Annotated in this window: 10 protein-coding genes; 2 read left to right on the forward strand and 8 right to left on the reverse strand. The window is 52.0% G+C overall.

Going from position 1 to position 16,897, the window contains the following annotated elements; translation table 11 throughout:
* Positions 1 to 10 precede the first annotated feature (10 nt).
* The 7 genes from SH449x_RS04115 to SH449x_RS04145 form a co-directional block, all read right to left on the reverse strand.
* The gene (locus tag SH449x_RS04115) at positions 11 to 1,270 is read right to left on the reverse strand and encodes an LL-diaminopimelate aminotransferase (RefSeq protein ID WP_482380050.1); all 1,260 of its coding nucleotides are present in this window, start codon (positions 1,268 to 1,270) and stop codon (positions 11 to 13) included.
* 249 nt (positions 1,271 to 1,519) lie between these two features.
* Positions 1,520 to 1,804, reverse strand: coding sequence for a hypothetical protein (locus SH449x_RS04120; RefSeq protein WP_482380051.1), 285 nt, complete (start codon positions 1,802 to 1,804; stop codon positions 1,520 to 1,522).
* A gap of 376 nt (positions 1,805 to 2,180) precedes the next feature.
* Entirely contained in the window at positions 2,181 to 4,118 is a 1,938-nt protein-coding gene (locus SH449x_RS04125) for a DUF4340 domain-containing protein (RefSeq protein ID WP_482380052.1), read from the reverse strand.
* Between the two features lie 32 nt (positions 4,119 to 4,150).
* On the reverse strand, positions 4,151 to 7,045 hold the full coding sequence (locus tag SH449x_RS04130) for a Gldg family protein (RefSeq protein WP_482380053.1): 2,895 nt from the start codon (positions 7,043 to 7,045) through the stop codon (positions 4,151 to 4,153).
* A 111-nt stretch (positions 7,046 to 7,156) separates the two neighbouring features.
* Complete coding sequence (locus SH449x_RS04135; RefSeq protein WP_482380054.1) at positions 7,157 to 7,900, reverse strand: ABC transporter ATP-binding protein; 744 nt, start codon at positions 7,898 to 7,900, stop codon at positions 7,157 to 7,159.
* Positions 7,901 to 8,094: 194 nt separating this feature from the next.
* Positions 8,095 to 9,774: a SpoIIE family protein phosphatase gene (locus tag SH449x_RS04140; RefSeq protein ID WP_482380055.1), complete on the reverse strand. Its 1,680-nt coding sequence runs from the start codon at positions 9,772 to 9,774 to the stop codon at positions 8,095 to 8,097.
* 141 nt (positions 9,775 to 9,915) lie between these two features.
* Positions 9,916 to 11,088 carry a tetratricopeptide repeat protein gene (locus SH449x_RS04145; protein WP_482380056.1) on the reverse strand — a complete coding sequence of 391 codons (1,173 nt, stop codon included), beginning with the start codon at positions 11,086 to 11,088 and terminating at the stop codon, positions 9,916 to 9,918.
* 128 nt (positions 11,089 to 11,216) lie between these two features.
* Between SH449x_RS04145 and SH449x_RS04150 the strand changes: the two genes are divergently transcribed.
* Both SH449x_RS04150 and SH449x_RS04155 read left to right on the forward strand, forming a co-directional pair.
* On the forward strand, positions 11,217 to 11,363 hold the full coding sequence (locus SH449x_RS04150; RefSeq protein WP_482380057.1) for a hypothetical protein: 147 nt from the start codon (positions 11,217 to 11,219) through the stop codon (positions 11,361 to 11,363).
* A 54-nt stretch (positions 11,364 to 11,417) separates the two neighbouring features.
* A complete protein-coding gene (locus SH449x_RS04155; protein ID WP_482380058.1) occupies positions 11,418 to 15,305 on the forward strand; it encodes an alpha/beta hydrolase in 3,888 nt (1,295 codons plus the stop codon).
* 2 nt (positions 15,306 to 15,307) lie between these two features.
* On the opposite strand, the gene SH449x_RS04160 is transcribed toward SH449x_RS04155, so the two are convergent.
* Positions 15,308 to 16,657, reverse strand: coding sequence for a dihydroorotase (locus SH449x_RS04160; RefSeq protein WP_482380059.1), 1,350 nt, complete (start codon positions 16,655 to 16,657; stop codon positions 15,308 to 15,310).
* Positions 16,658 to 16,897 lie beyond the last annotated feature (240 nt).

The raw sequence follows: 16,897 nt of genomic DNA on the forward strand, positions 1-16,897 counted from the left end.
GGGCGCCAGATTAAAATTCTAGCTCGATCGATCCGAGCCTTCGCTGGGTTTCTTCCATGAGAGCATCCTCGGCTGCTTCATCGGCTGCCTCATAGGTCACGGAGAACCGTAGATAAGGTCCGGCATCATCCCAAGGAACGGTGACCATCGAGTGCTCTGTAATGAAATACTGGGACGCTTCCTCGGCATTCGCAAAGCGGGGTCCGCCAGCGACACCTCGCGGAGCCTTTGTGTAGAGGAAGTAGCTCCCGCCAGGAACGTCGCACTGGAATCCGCAATCTTTGAGGACCGAGACGAGTTTACGTAGACGGCGACGATACTTAGCATTGATTCCAGCAGGAATGCTGGGGTCATCAAGTCCCGCGATCGCCGCTTTTTGGATGGCCGCAAACTGCCCGCTGTCGCAATTGTCCTTCACGTCCGAGAACGCTTGGACAATTTTTGCATTGCCGCACACCCAGCCGATTCTCCAACCGATCATGTCAAAGCCTTTGCTCATGGAGTGTACTTCGACCCCGACATCCATCGCTCCGGGAATCTCAAGAAAGCTCAACGGCTCGCCTTGAAACGTCAGCATAATGTGAGCAGCGTCCTGGACGACGACGAAGCTCTTTTCTTTGGCAAGTTCGATAACCTTTGCATAGAACTCCCGCGTCGCAACTTGCCCGGTCGGACTATTGGGGTAGTTCAAGACAAGCATCTTCGTTGTTTCCCAGATATCGTCTGATACTGAGTCCAAATCCGGTAAAAAGCCGTTCTCGGGAAGGAGCGGAAGCCTATGAACTTGCCCGCCGTAGTAGCGAGTGTGGGTACCAGCGACCGGATAGCCGGGCACGGTCATCATCGTGATGTCCCCTGGATTGATGAAGCAAGCTGGCAGCATCGACAGAGCCGTTTTGCTCCCGATGCAGTGATTGACTTGGGTATTGGGATCGAGATCGACCCCGAATTGTCGCTTCATGAACCGAGCGGCCGCTTGCTTGTAAGCCGCGATGCCGTTGTCGGCGTAGCCTCGGTTGGAAGGCTCATTGACCTCGAGGGCCATTTGGCTGCGAACCTTCTCGTTCGCCATGGAATCGTTTTCACCGATGCCAAAATCGAGTAGGGAGCGATCAGGATAGTCCGTTAAGGCCTTTCTCTTGGCTCGCTTGATTTTCTCGAACTTATAAATCTCGTTCCCTTTTCCATAAGAAGCACCGCCGATTCGTTCCGCGAAGAGATCTTGAAAGTAAGGATCCGAAGCGATTTCTTCTTTAGTTACCGTTGCCATATCGTAAATTTTAGATCTTGGTTGGTGGGAGAACGCTAGTGGGCTATCAACAAGCCGTTAGAACCATACATTTTTTCATAATCGTCTAAAAGCACAAGCATTGACGACTATAAATCCGTGTCGATACCGTGAAGAATGGCCGGTGAAGAATGGCCAGGAGGGGGGATTGCCTGGGTAGGCTGACGGGGGGCGAAGGTGCTGAAACCTCAGACGCAGGACGGTGCCGATGCGGTTAAGCGAAAATAAATGTTAGCGTGAGGTCGCAAGGCGTACGGTGTCGTCCAGCAATACGAAGCGAGCCGGGTGTCGCCAGCGGCGACAAAGCCGTTGGTTAACCGGCGGAGGCAGCCATTGGTCAACCGGCGGAGGCAGCCATTGGTCAACCGGCGGAGGCAGATTGCGTGGCACGCTGACGGGCGATGACCACGCTGGAACCCTAAACCAACGCAGGGCGATGCCCATGCGGTTAAACCAACGCAGGGCGATGCCCGTGCGGTTAAACCAACGCAGGGCGATGCCCGTGCGGTTAAACAATATGAAATCTCACGCGGAGATTTGCAAATCGAAAGCTCGTTAAATCACAGGCTACTTCTTGCGGTGACGGATTCGTGCACGCATCCGCCTCTTCTTACGACCAATCTTACGACGTCCTCGACCTGTCTTCTTAACACCCACGAGCGCCGGCTCCCCGTTAAATAAAAGTATGGATTTTTAAGCCACCGCGTAATGCGGTGTTCAGTTGTTTTGCGAACCTAGCAGGATAACCGATCCTGCTCTGCTCCACAACCCAGTTTTTGCTTAACCAGTGTTTGGGTTTTCGCAAAAAATCGTTCTCTTCACCGGTTCCAGGGTCAAGAAAACCGGACCGAGAGGTCCAGTTTACGGTAAGGCCGTTTCTGTAGACTCTTGATCAGAAGCCGAATGGCATCTCTGGGGCGGAGGGTGAAGCCGCAGCAGCTGATTTGGGTTGAATCAAATCATCCAGCTTGATTTTGAGCTTCCGATAGTCTTCCTCGCTTATTATGTAGTACCAGTCTGCAAAACGGCGATTGAGTTCTGCCACCTTGTTCTTAGCGAGATTCAGCTTCTCAGCACGATCCTCGATCTTTCGTTGATTGGACTTTGTGACCTCGTCACGTTTGACCGCCAATCGCTCCTTCCACTCTTCCTCCGTAAGCTCTTGATCGTCATCGGCTTTTTCGTCGGTTTTGTCATCTGCGGTCTCCACCACTGGCGGCTCTTGGGCAGTTTCTTGCGATTCCTGAGCGGCTACTGTCTGGCTAGCCTCAGTCTGCTGGGCCTCAGTCGTTTGTTGCGGTGGCTGCTCTCCGTCTTGAGGACGCGTACGAACCAGCTTCGCGGCGTTATCACCAAAGGCTTGGGCCACCGGAACACCTGGATCGTCGTTTACTGGTGGCTCGCTGGTGGACGCCTTGGGTGGATCGGTATTCTCCGGATCCTTTACCGTTGTTTCAGCGGGGGGATCGACTGCTTCCGTAGGAGGGTTGACGGGCGGTACATCATTGCCAGTGGTTTCGGGAATGGGTGGCATCGTGGATTCGTCCCCGAAAGGAATTGATCCGTTGGGTGAAAAGGGAATCGTCGAGTTCTTTTGAAGGCTTTCCATCGCCTTGAGCTCTTCTACCGTTTCAGGAGCTTTTTCCAGTAAAGCCTCGGGGATCTTAGATTCATCTAGGCGGCAAGTGACCAAAAGATATCGGTTGATGGAAATCTTGCCTTCGTCGGAGCTGTCGATGGGTTGGCTCATGTCAGCACCAGCCGAACCCCCGAGCCTGAGCACATACTGAACCCCGTTTCGCAGTGACACAATGAGCTCACCGTTTTCGGAATAGAACTCCACGACATCTCCGTCCTTCTGTTGCGGATCGGGGTAAAAGCCCCGTTTCGCCAAGGAGAGCAATGCATCCTCACCGAGTTGCTTGCGATTTCCCTTGAGGTCGGCAGCTAGACCGGTAGGCTTCTTGGCAACATCTGCCAGTGTCAATCGATCCAGGGTGGTCTTGATGTCGTTCAGCTTGGTAGCGTTGAGTTGCTCCTCATCGGTGAGAACCCTTTCCTCTCTACCCTCAGCCCCATAAGTTGTGATTTGTTTCGGCTCCCATTGTCCCGTCGAACTAACGAAATTGATAGTTGCTTCGTAGTTCCGAGAGAGTGCGAGCCCCTGGTTGGTGGGGACGAGTTGATAATCCTTGATACCGATGGTTTCTATATCGTTGCTGCTAAGCTTGAGCAGATCCCCCTCGATCCATTGCTTGAAGTCGGTTGACAAAGGATTGGTATTGATATCAGCAACGTAGATCACATCTTCGTTCGGAGCACGCAAGAAGCGTTTACCATCATCGGTTTCTTTCCCAATAACGATGTCTACCAGGATATTGTTCTTAGCATCTCGCATTTGAACGAGCATACCGACGCCATCCCCACCTTGCTCGCGCTGAACGCTGGGCTCCAGCACTCCGAAAAGCTCTTGGTCCGTTCGCTTCTCACTAGCGACATCTAAAGCCTTTAATCCTACGAACAAGGTCGCGGCTTCGGCCATTTGTTTCGATGCATCAGCTGGATAACCATCTCGAGAAGGGATGGACCACAACCCTGACTTAGCATCTTTCGCGACCTCGAATTCGACGGTCGCCTGCTGGGCATCATCAAACCTTACGATCTTAAGCCAGGAGGCGTCGAGCGGATCCTTGAACTCCTCGAACAGGACGGCACCCATTCGAGCCTTGGCTGATTGATCTACGGTGTTGCGAGGTGTGGTCACCCATGCCAGCAAAGCTACCGCGCCAGCGATTAGGGCGAAAACACCAGTTTTGCTTCCTTCGTTCACTTTGGTCTTCTCCGGTTTGCTTTTCTAGGTTGTTACTTGAGTCTGTTCTTGGAAATGCCTTCTCGTTCGCGCAGTCTTCGAGAGACCATCACGATGATTCCAACCAAAAGTGGTGGAATGGGCGGAATGGCGACAGCAATCCATTTATAGAAGTCTTGGATCTTTCTAATCGCGTTCTTTGCATCATTCTTTGCATTCCGAATTCCAGCATCACGTTCGCGCTGCAATCTTTCTTTCTCGATAATGAAGCGTTTCTGGGCGTTTTGAGCCTTGGCTTGGAGCTGGAATTGTAGGTCTTCCAGAGCCCGCAAGTCTTCGGCATCGATATTCCCTTTGGTTCGAAGATTCTCGATACGCTCTCGAAGCTCTCGTTCTACTTTGGAGTTTTCTTCCTCCCGTTTGGCGATGGCTTCGTTGTAGTTCTTGCTAAACTCACGTCGCTTGATTTCTTCTTCCTCCAAGGCTTTTTCGGATTGGATTTCGATCAGCTTTAGAGTGCTGAATACAGGGACATGTTTTCGAATCTGAGGGAATCTCGTTTCGCCTGCCAGAACGTCAATCGTATTGAGTAGGAAGGTAATGTTTTGGAATTGGAAATTGATGTTCTCGATTTCCGAAGGTCGATTTCGTAGATTAACAAAGACCTCAGAGAGGATGTCGATATCAGAAACGTACACGGCATGAATCGGCTTCGACTTCCTCTCTGAAGTCGTTTCGATTCCGTCCGCCGATGAGTCTTTCTTTTGGTCATCTTTACCTTGGACCAACACTGCCAGAATTTGCTGCCCCACCGAGTCGCTGCGACGCAGTTTGTACTCCGTCGCTCGCGACAAGCTCGAACGCTCAATACTGTTCACATCGATCTGCGAGATCGTACCAGCCTTGGTACCTGTTTTAATCAGTGGGGTAACGGTTACCGATTCCACACCGGACATCGGGCGTATCACGGATGGGAACGGAAGCATCACTTCGCGCAGCCCACTGGTAATTTCGCTCTCATCGCTAAACGCATCTTCTCCACCGATCGCATCTTTGCTTGCAAAGACCCATAAATCGGTCGCTTCGGTAAGATTTCGCAGGATCGGATAAGGATTGAATTCATGCCAACAATAGTCTGGAGCAGGGAGCCCCATCGCTCCTGGCGTGCTTGGGATATCGATACCCAATAGTCTCCACAATGGGCGAATGTCCCCCTTGGGTTGCATCCCGCCACCACCGAACATGGCCATCGGTCCACCGGCTTGTTTTGGCTCGCCTGTGCCAGGCACGTTCAACCAGAAAGCAGCTTGCGGATCCTCGAAAATCGCTGTCGGCAAACCGTTCTTAACCGCTTCGATGAAGTTCGTCATATCCTCCGGCGACAGGGACGATGGCTGAACAGCCAACAGCACATCGAGGTTCTCAACGTCGATCGGAGATGCTGCGGAAATGGAGACCACATCATATTGTTTGGCTAACTCAGCGACGATGGGGTGCTGGTTTGTGGGACGCATAGCGCTCGCGTTAAAGCCACCCATTAGCTGAGCGTCTGTGTTGAGAATACCAAGCTTCTTCTTGGTAGGTTTCGACACCGTTGTTAAAGAACGCACGAGCTCGTACTCAACGGGAATGCCCGGTTCGAAAAACGGAATGACGACTTTTTGTAAGCCGCTGCGAATGGCGGCCCCCAACAGGATGGCATCATCGGAATATTCACCACGCTCGCGGGATCGAACTGGTTGCGGCACAATTCCGTACTGCTGCTCTGCTTGCTTTTCTTCCTCGCTGGCCGTCTGGACCGAGTCGAAAATTCGCAGTTGCAAGGCAACCCCGGCTGAACTTGCCGTCGCTTGAAATTCTTTCAGAGTAGAAACGATCTCGTACTTAATTCTCGCGTAGTCGTCAGGAACCACATCGGATAGGTAGGCATCCACAATGATTTCACGCTCGGAACCCAGCGAGCGGATCAATTCTTTGGTGACAGGCGAGAGAGAACTGATCTTGAGCTCGGTCGCATCGAGCCGTTGGTCTTTGTTGCGGAAAAGCATAACCCCGCCGAGCACCATCACCACGATGAGAATGATCCTAAGCAGATAATGCCCGAGTCGTTGATTCCCGCCCGATCCGCTACTCCAGTGTCGTTTGCCGATCAAAACCATGCAGACGTACAAACCGAGGACGGTGAGCAGAACGAAGTAGCTAATGCTGGACAGGCTGATAACACCGCGACCGAAATCGTCAAAGCGTTCTGGGACACTGTAATTCTTGACCCAGCGTGTAACGTTCTGGTCAGAGATCGCTTGCAGCGACGAGGCAAAGGCGAGCGGGGCATTGAACAACGCTCCCAAAATAAAGCCCACCGTTAGATTGTTCGTCAGAAAGGACGCCACCATACCGATGGAGATCATCGCCAGTCCGATGAACCAGTACCCAAGGTAATTGGTGAAGAACAGGCCTGTGTCGATATCACCTAGCGTAAGATAGGCCAAAACCAAAAAGGTGGAGAACTGCGAGAACAGCAAAGAAACGGAGTAGATCGCGGCTGCTGCTACGTATTTCCCGATGACGATATCGAAGTCGTCTGCCGGGAGTGTAAGGAGCAATTCGTCGGTGCCTTGTCTTCGCTCCTCGGCCCAGATGCTCATCGTGATAGCTGGGATGAAGAAGAGCATGATAAAGGTGAACCATTTGTTGAGCTGTGCCAAGGTCCCAAGGTTCGAGCTGAAGAATTCGTCCGGCCAGAATGCTGCTAAGCCAGTCAACAACACGAACAAGCAAAGGAAGACATAGCCTGTTGGATTGGAAAAGTAGCCATAAAAATTTCGTTTCAGAACGGCATACCCAACCTTGCGAGACATCGACAGCGTCATGACGACAACGAGGATCACGCCAAGGAAAATTAGATCCAATACCAATAACTTGGTTAAAGCAGCCAAAACGTTATTCACGGTATTCAGTCCTAGTAATCGTGTAACAACAAATTTGTGTTAGATGTTTGTAAATTGTGCTTGATCCGTGCCTCAAAGGCAGGGATCGAAAACCGTCCTCGGGATTTATCCCTAGGCGGCAGCCCCTGTTAGTTTGTGGAACGCTTCGGCCAAATCCCCTTGGATTTCCTTGAGCTCGGCTACGCTTCCCTCAAAAACTTTGCGACCCTCGTTAATCATGACGACGCGAGATGCCATCGCCTCGACCTCTTGGAGAATGTGAGTCGACAGGAGAATCGTTTTCGTCTCTCCCAGCTTGCGCATCGTGTTTCTAACCTCACGGATTTGATTCGGGTCCAAACCTGCCGTAGGTTCGTCAAGAATGAGAACGTCAGGCTCATGGAGCAAGGCCTGGGCCATACCGACACGCTGACGGAACCCTTTAGAAAGTTTGCTTATCGCTTTATGAACCACGGACTTTAAATCGCACAACTCGATAACGGCCTCGACGCGAGTCTTCTTGTAATCGGTGGCCATACCACGAGCATCCGCAAAGAAGTTGAGCAAACTAAAGGGGGTCATGTCGGGGTAGAGCGGTCCATTTTCAGGGAGGTATCCAAGTTTTTTCGAACCCTCGATTCGATCCCTGGCCATATCGTGCCCGGCAATCCTAGCCACCCCTTCGCTCGGGGATAGATAGCCGGTAAGCATCTTCATGGTCGTGCTTTTCCCCGCACCATTGGGACCGAGAAAGGCAACCAGTTCGCCCTTGTTGACCTTGAACGAGATCCCTCGAGCTGCGGCAAAGGGGCCATAAAACTTGGACAATCCATCAGCCTCGATCATGGCGATGGAATTGGTTGTCGATTCCGTCATAGGGAGTCCTTCTCTAGAATTCACGCAAGTTTTTCCGTTTGAGGGGGCGCAGTATAGCCAGAATGCCGCATACCACAACGGCTTTCAATTTTGCCACTACGACACCGGCGCAGGTTCGGTTCGGTAAGAAAATTGGTCGCGCCGGGAGAAATCTCCCCTGAGAATCTGTCAGCTAAGCCAATCCTGGCCTCCGATTAATCGTCGCGGCCGAGGATAACCAGGCACATATCGTCCTCCTGGTCACAGCCCTGAATGTGCTCGCTCACCTGCTTCATGATTAGATCGCCACATGCTTCGATCCGTTTACCATGGCTTTGCACCAGTTGGCGAACACGCTCCATCGAGAACTGGTCGCCTGCTGCGTTGGGAGCTTCAAAGATTCCGTCTGTATAGAGCGTTAGAGACTCCCCTCTTCGAATATCGACCTCGATGGCGTCGAACGGGATGTCGGTCATGATTCCCAGCGGAGGACCGCCAACATCCAGCCCTGGTTCATCAATTTTCTGATGTTGATCGAGCCGGATCGGTGGCATATGTCCCGCTATTAGAATTTTAGCTTTGTGCTGGGAAGCATCAAGGATAATGACAACCATCGTCACGAAACGCTCGGCACCGAGATTGGTGATTCTGTCGTTCAGGCTAGCCATTGCAGCACACGGGTCCTCGATGGCAGCGAATGCAAACCTCGTCTCCGCCGAGAGTTTGGCCATGAACATGGCAGCCGCCACTCCATGCCCAACCACGTCGGCTAGCACGATCGCCCAGCGGTCAGGCGCGAGTTGTATGTAATCAAAGTAGTCTCCCCCAATTTGTGCGGCTGGCTCGTAGCTTTGAAAAAAGGAATAGCCAGGAATCTTGGGAGACTCCTTGGGTAAAAAGGCAAGCTGCACCTGACGCGCGAGTTCTAGATCTTGCTCGACTAGTTTCTGTGCAACAACCTGTTCGTGCAATTGCGCATTTTCGATGGCGATCCCTGCCTGGTTGGCTACCCCTACAAGGATTTCCAAATCTTTGCTCTCGAATCCACCTTTATGTTGAATCGTATCGATTTGGATAGCTCCGATCGGCTCTCCCTCGCTATTGAGCAGCGGAGCTACAATCATCGAGCGAATTCGAAAATCAGCTATGCTCTGGCTCATTTCGAACCGCTCATCGCTTCCCGCGTCGAGCGACATGATCGCCTCGCCGGTTTGCATGACTTCGCGCAGTACGGTTCTCGAGACCCTTACCATCTCCTCTTGGTCCGGTCTTCGAGTCTTGACCCATCGAGGTGTCAATTGACCTTGATCATCCTTAAGAATGATGAAGCCTCGGTCGGCCTGCAAAAAAATCGCAAATAGGGAGTCGAGTACCTTTGGTAAAACCGCATCGAGCCCAATCGCTTTGCCGAGATTCTTCATGATCTCCAGCACTGCCGACAGTTTGGATTCTGCGGAAGCATTAACCTGCACCCCAAATTGGCTTCCACGAACATCCAGCTTGGCGGTTACTGACCGCATAACCGGTTCGCCATCCCGATCGTCGACCATCATGATTCCGAGGCTTGAACCATCCGAGGCACCAAACCTGATTTCTGATAAGCTACCATCGTCATGGTAGGTTAGCTCAATGTCGCAAATGCGAATCGAGTCACCGTCCACTAATTTTGTGGCTTCACCGATTAGTTTGCCGTTGATAAAGGTGCCGTTGCGGCTGTTCAGATCCTCTAGCAGAAAGCTGGGACCCGACTTGATTAGCTTTGCATGTTGCCGCGAAACCGATCCGCTCTCCAAAACGATGTTACAGTCTGGATGTCGCCCCAGAACATACTGCGGAAGATCGAGGGTGTAACGACGCCCCATGGCGGGGCCGGTCACGGCATCCAAGTAAGGCATAGATATGGAGTGTCAGAAGATGAAAGGAATTTTGAGCCTTCATCTTAGCCATTTTTTTTGAACCTTGTAGCTCGCTAAAAAAATCTGATCGCGATCAATCGATTCTTTATAACGCAGGGCCCAAGGTGATTTGAGACGCCACTACCTGAGAATAGTGCCGGTTGAATTGCCTGCCGTCGAAGGTGGAAGCGGGAGCGAAAACGCTCCTGACTGTTGGGCAGCATGGGAGGGGCCAGAGTAATTGATGGTTGGCAAACCACCTGACTGATCGCTATTCGCAGGAGATAATTGTGCCGGGGGAAGTTGTGCAGGAGGAAATGCCGCACTCGAATTGGCTGCCCCTCCGATCATTCCCTGGAGGTTGGTTCCCACCGCCGAGGCTTGCTGAAGCGTCGATTGGGCCTGGTTGAGCCACTGGCTACCTTGGCTAGCCAAATTTTGAACGGACTGTGCCCCGCCGATGCTGGCCATCAATTCTCGTGCAGGCCCGAGATTTGGGTCGATTTGCAACGCGGTAGCCGCATACTGCTGCGCTCCGGGAACATTTTTGCGAGTGAAGTGCAGATAAGCCATCTGATAGTTGGCCATCGCGGGGGTGTATGAATTCATCAACTCGTCGATCGCCTGATCGCCTTGTCCCAGATCGAGCAACACGCCTGCCAGCGCCGTTCGGTAACTCGTAGCCTTTGGGTCTAGTACGACTGCCTTCTGCAACTCTTCTCGAGCAGCGTTCAAATTGCCAGTCTTGGCGTGAAGACTCCCCAACTCTGCATGGGTCGACGCAGTTGGTGTGACCTCGATACACTTTTGGTAAAACGAAATGGCTTTATCACGTTCGTTCAGACGATCGTACAATCGTGCCGTCGCAATCAAAGCCGCTGCATTTTTTGGCTCGATCTCCAACGCTTTACTATAGCTGTTCAACGCATTCTTATAGTCACCTGTCGACTCGTTCATTTGCCCAGCCATGACGAAGACTTCTGGATTGATCGAGCCTGGTTTGGGCAACGTTGCTAACGAAGCCCCCGTCGCTGGATCGATCCCCGGCGTCCCGGTGAACGGAGAAGTGATAGCGTCCTTGGCCTTGCCATAAGCCGAATTGAACGCGGTCCCCACAGTTGACAATTGCCCCTTGGTCTTCGAGGCCCAGCCTGTCATCCCGGGCGATGGTTGAGAGCCTGCGAACTCCGAGGTTCGCGTAGGCCATATAGAGGTTCTCGTCCCCGGCGTGGTGGTGCACCCCAAACTTAACGTGACTAGGCCGGCAATGCTCAAAGCTGAGAACTGGACCTTTATCAATCGCTTTACCAGCATTTTGTATCTTCTACGTTAGGGGTCGTGGGATGCCTACCCTTTGCCGTATCGGAAGCGAGACAGCTTTCCCTTGAGTTACAATCGCTACAAACCGATCAAAGAGATAGGCATCAGAGGGATAGGCATTATTGCGTTGGTTAATAACTATCATCGACTCGATTCGCTATTGTGCTAGCGATTGCGAATCGCATATCGTCGAGGGTCAAATGCGACTGGAAACGCTATCAATCAGCACCGGAGATGATGCAACGGCGATGATGCAACGAGACCAATAGCAAAACAATCACCAAATCGGATCGGGGGCAAGGATGCAATCCACTATCCAGCGAATGGCGACAACATACGCAATCGGGCTGCTACAAGTGGCTTTGATTGGATTCTCCGCCATGACTTGGCCGGTCGTCTCCTTCGGGCAATCAGCCGCGTACAACGCAAGCAAGTACAAATTTGTTGGCCCCAAGACTGTCCATTGGAATGTGAGTCACACCAAGTTTGCATCCCAACCGCCCTCGCACACCGTCAAGGCCCAAGGTGCATATGCGGTTACCGAGATTCGCTCGCTCCCACAGCTACTCCCCCAATTAGTTGATGCGTTGCAAGCCACCGATCGCGCCACAAGATTCGCTGCTGCGAGAGCACTTTCGAATGTCGCACTGAAGATTCAGCGGAATGTCTACTTTCGCAATCCGAACCCGTCCTGGTCGATCCTCGAACCTGAATTCGAACGAGCTCTTGCTCTAACTGCACTTCAGCCAAACATGGCTCGTTGCCAGCAAGATGTCGAGCGTCTAATGGCACGCATGAACTCGGGAACGCTTGAGCAGTGGACAAACGTGCGAACCTCCAGGCCGCTCAACGTCGAGCAATCTCAGTTTTTAGATGAACTGCGATTAACCGAAAGCATTCCAACTCCCGTTCTGATCCATAGATTTGAGAACGGTATTCGAAACTTCACACCGGTACAGCGGCGTGAAATACTAGAGCAGTTGTGCGAACAATGGCCTCCCTCCTTAATCGAAATTATTCTCCTCAGCTCGGATCGATACGACGACGACTTTCTCGAGGTATTGCTGAAACTCGCAGAAGAAGAGGACAACCCAACTTGGGAGTTGCTCATCGCTAGCTGTTGCCCTCAGAGCAAAGAGACTCGCCAGCGTTTGACCGAGTCCTTTTTACGTTCAGGCAACCAATTCAGCCGCAAATCCGAGGTACTGATCTCATTCTCACGAGCCAAATACGTCGAACCAGAGTTCGCAAGACGAATCATCCTGGACACTCAGAAGAGAATCGCCAACTCTATCGGACCGGAGGCTTCAAGCTTTCTTTCCTCCGTGGAGGAATTTCTGCTTCGGCATACAGCGTCGATTCCGCCCAAACAACTGGACGAACTAAAACGACTAGCCGTAGCAAAACTGCTTCAAGCTGACAATGACCATGAGCATCGGTCCGCGATGCTAAGGTTGCTTGCAATAGGTTTTCCTAGGGATCTCATGGTTGCTGATGTTGTGGCCCAATTACTTCAAGACAACAGATCCGACGATTCCCTTCGGTTCGATACCATTGCGGCAATTTCCACCAATGAGAACCTGGCTCGGCGCACAAAGTTGTTTTTACTTAAAAATGCAACCAGCGATGAACCTTCCATGCGAGAGATGGCCTTGCAAGGATTAGCTCACGTCAAGGATCTCGATTCGGACGCGATTAGCAGACTGATGGCGATCGCTTTTGACGAGCCACAAAACTCTCGCGCCAAGTATGACGATAGCACGAAAGTCCTTGCGGCAAAGGCTATCGCCGCGCAAGGAGCGGCCGCGCTCGAGCCATTGCACGTGTTCCTGAGAAAAGAATGGAATCGAGGCCCTGAACCCGGCAGTTTGCTTACTGTTTTTAGGACAATCGAGAAGTGTGGTGAACAACATCGTGAGATCGATGGCCTTTTGAGCCAAGCGACCAAGGCTCCGTTTCTTAGTTTGGATGAGAGGCTCGCGGCATGGCATGCCCGCGCGGTTACGTCCCAGATGAACGACCGTGTGATGAAGGAAATCTTCTACTATCTCAACGACTGGGAACATGAGAGCGAGGCGAGAGCCGCAGCACTAGGGGCCCTGGCTCGCATCTGCGGTGCTTGTTCTCTAGCAAAGCTCTCCGCCTTCGCCCACGACGAGGATCCGTTGATCCGCGTCACGGCTCGATTCGCCCACCACTATGCCGGTGAATCAAACGTTGCGATGCGATTGCTATTTGATGAGCTTCAGTCCTTATCCGAAAATGACGAGTGGGATGAAGAGACTAAAGTTCAAATCGAGGAATCCCTCCAAGATTTGATTTTCGAGTTAGCGAGTAACGCGAACGAATCCTTGAGACAGATCCTCGCCTCAGAAAACTATACGGCGAAGCAAAAGGTCGTTGCATTTCAGGCCTTGGCGTCCAGTACAGAGCGATCGTGGCGAGATTTGTTATCCACGATAGTTTGGAATGATGATAATCTAGATTCTGAAGCCGGCGACCAGTTCGCGATGGCGATTCGCAGGGCATGGAACTTCGACACAGAACTTGTCCCTGCACTTTACGCAAAGATCTTGGATTTGAATCCTGAGTCGAGAATTGCAAGCGACTTATGGCAGATCGCAGAAGACACGACATTGGGATTAGGAGCTGGCGACGACGGTGACTTGTGGGGGGACGGTGCACTGCGGGTCGCCATAGGTCGTTACGCTGATAGCTCCGCTCTGGTCACTCGGTCGCAGCGTAGAACGACCAGTGAATTTAGTTCCGAGCAACCGATGGCAGCGGATGCCTCTTTGCGTTCAGTTACTGAAAGCTTGGCAGCAAAATTAACTGAGGCTAATCCTTCCGCGGAGGAGAGCACTGGTTCCATGAACACAGATTCACAATTAGCGCGTGCCCCTATCGGACCGTTTTATCGAATCAAAGAGCTACAGAGTGCTCCCATGCAGATGATGGCGCTTAACCAGAATGGCAAGAGTTCGAAGGTGGAGCCGGTCACGCCTCAAGAAAACAATAGGGTCGTGAATGTGTTTTATGGAACAAACAGGCAAGCCAGGTCGCTTCCGAATTTGGGGGGAGCTTTGCGATGGGGGGCTTTCGCGATTTCCCTGGTATGCTTCTTGGTGTTTGTAGTGAAGTTTGCGAGACAAAAGTCCATGAAATTTGCAATCATCGCGCTCCTAGGACTTTTGGGTCTGACCTCAATGGCCCGCGACTCGCTTGACATTTCGTATTGGTTACCCAGTCGTAATGCACTTTATACCGGTGAGTATTCGTCAGAGATCAAATATGGTGTGTGCGAAGTTAGCATTCCCCCGATTCATGTGCCTGGTGAATTGGAGTCGCCATCCCTTTGGATGAAATGGGAAGTCGTCGAGGATCCCGACAAACATATAGTACTGAAGAGCACTCAACCGCTACCGCGCGATGAATTCTTCGACAAGCTGCGAGACACACTCGATACCAAGGGCAAGAGCTTGCTGGTTTTCGTACACGGTTACAACGTTTCCTTTGAGGATGCTGCTCGCCGCACTGCCCAAATGGCTTATGATTTGAAGTTCCCCGGTGCTCCGGTTTTCTACAGTTGGCCTTCCTACAACAACTGGTATCGTTACCCCGACGACAAAATCAACATCGAGCGCAGTGTAGATCAAATCAAGGATTTTCTACAACAGATCGCCATAGACTCAAAAGCCGAATCGATCAATCTCATCGCCCACAGCATGGGGAACGTCGGTCTTACTCAGGCGCTAGCAAAGATGGGTGTCGAGCGTCCGATATTCAACCAAGTCGTGCTGGCAGCGCCCGACATTGACTCCAGAGTGTTTCGTGAAGACATTGCTCCCAGGATTACGAGTAAAGCCAATCGAATCACTCTGTACACTTCCAAAAACGACTTGGCCTTGGTGGCTTCGAGATTCTTCAACTCGGGTAGCCGATTGGGAGATTCTCGCGATGGCCCGGTAGCGGTCCCGGGTATCGATACGATTGATGCAACCGACATCGATACCAGTTTGTTGGGGCATTCGTACTATGGAAGCAATGCGAGTGTCTTGGACGATATTTCCAGTCTCTTGCTGGGCAAGCCACTGTCCGAAAGATCTTATCTTCGAATGCAAAGCAACGTGACACCGCCATACTGGACGTTTGACCCTTCGTGGCGAACCGCTCAAACCGAGTTGCTAAACACGACGCCAGTGCAGCGGTAGCGTCAGGCCAACCCGATCCCGTCTGGGGTGTTCCAGTATCCTCCCCGGGCGTGATCGAATACGAGCCGTTTTCCGGCCTGCGTGGAGACGATCTTACCGTTTTCGAAGACGGTTCTGCCACCGAGAATGGTTCGCACAGGCCAACCAGTCAAGGTGACTCCGTTCCATGGACTCCACTTGGTCTTTGTGAATTGCTCTTCGTTTCGAATCGTCTTCTGTCGGTTTGGATCAACTAACACTAGATCCGCGTCGTAACCGACCTCAATTCTTCCCTTGCCGACAATTCCCCAGACTCTTGCTGGTGCGTCACTGGTCCAGGACGCAATCTGTGACCATGTGCATTCGCCACGACTAGCGCGATCCAGTAGCAGAGAGAAATAGTTTTCGACCGCAGGGAGTCCGCTGGGACTGGCTGGGTACGGCTGCTGTTTCTCGGCTAGCGTGTGAGGAGCATGATCGGTCGCGACCACTTGGATTGTGCCATCGACGAGCGCCTGCCAAAGTGCCTCCGTATCTGCCTTGGTCTTGATAGACGGATTCATCTGAATCAACGTGCCGAGTCGTTCATAGTCATCGATGGAAAAATACCAATGATGGGGACAAAGCTCGCAAGTGATCAGGTTGTTGTGATTCTTGACCAATTCCAATTCGGGGGCAGTACTCAAATGCAGAACGTGGAATCGGTGTTTGTGACGGAAGGCAAGATCGAGGGCTCGCTGGGTCGCGATAAACGCAGCCTTGTGATCACGAACTTTGGAGTGGTCGGCAACCGTTCGATTCTCAGGAAGCCGCCTCATATTCTCGTTGACCGTTTTTTCGTCTTCGCAATGGGCGCAGATGGGCAAACTGGTTTCCGCAAAGATCTTTTCCAGGACCTCTTGATCGTCGACGAGCAAGTCCCCCGTGCTCGAGCCGATAAAAATTTTAATGCCCGGAACCCCTGTAGCGGCCTTCAAATCTGCGAGATTGTTGGTTGATGCACCGATGTAGAAGCCGTAATTGACGATCGACTTTTGTGATGCCAGGGTGTACTTGTCCTCGATCAGAGCTTGGGTTGTCGCCGAGGGCTTGGTGTTGGGCATCTCGAGAAAGGAGGTTACGCCACCGGCCGCACACGCTTGACTGGCCGTTTGCAAATCTTCTTTGTGAGTAAGGCCTGGCTCGCGAAAATGAACCTGGTCATCGATCAACCCCGGAAAGAGCAGCAGACCGCTGGCGTCTATGATTTCGTCAGCTGAGGTAGTGGTTGGGGCATCGACGGACACGATCTTGCCATGTTCGAGCAAGACATCGGCAACAGCATTAGCTTGTGGGAATATGACTGTTGCACCGCGAATTAACGTCTTGGTCATGGTAAAGTTTACCCCGCCTATCGAAGGGAATGCGGACTATGGAAGGGAATACAGCATGCTTTCGGTTTTTTACTTCCCGACTACTGTACAATTCGGGGAGGTTTACGCCAGTGGGATGCCTTGGTCGAACAGGATTTGGACGATGGCGGTTTTTAGCGGGTCAGGTTGTGATCAGAAGGATACAAAGCGATGAGGTTTGTGATAGGAATTTTGCTTTTTGCGATTTTGGTAAATGTCCAA

This window comes from Brakhagea baltica (genome assembly GCF_052161605.1).
Taxonomy (GTDB): domain Bacteria; phylum Planctomycetota; class Planctomycetia; order Pirellulales; family Pirellulaceae; genus JBKCUI01.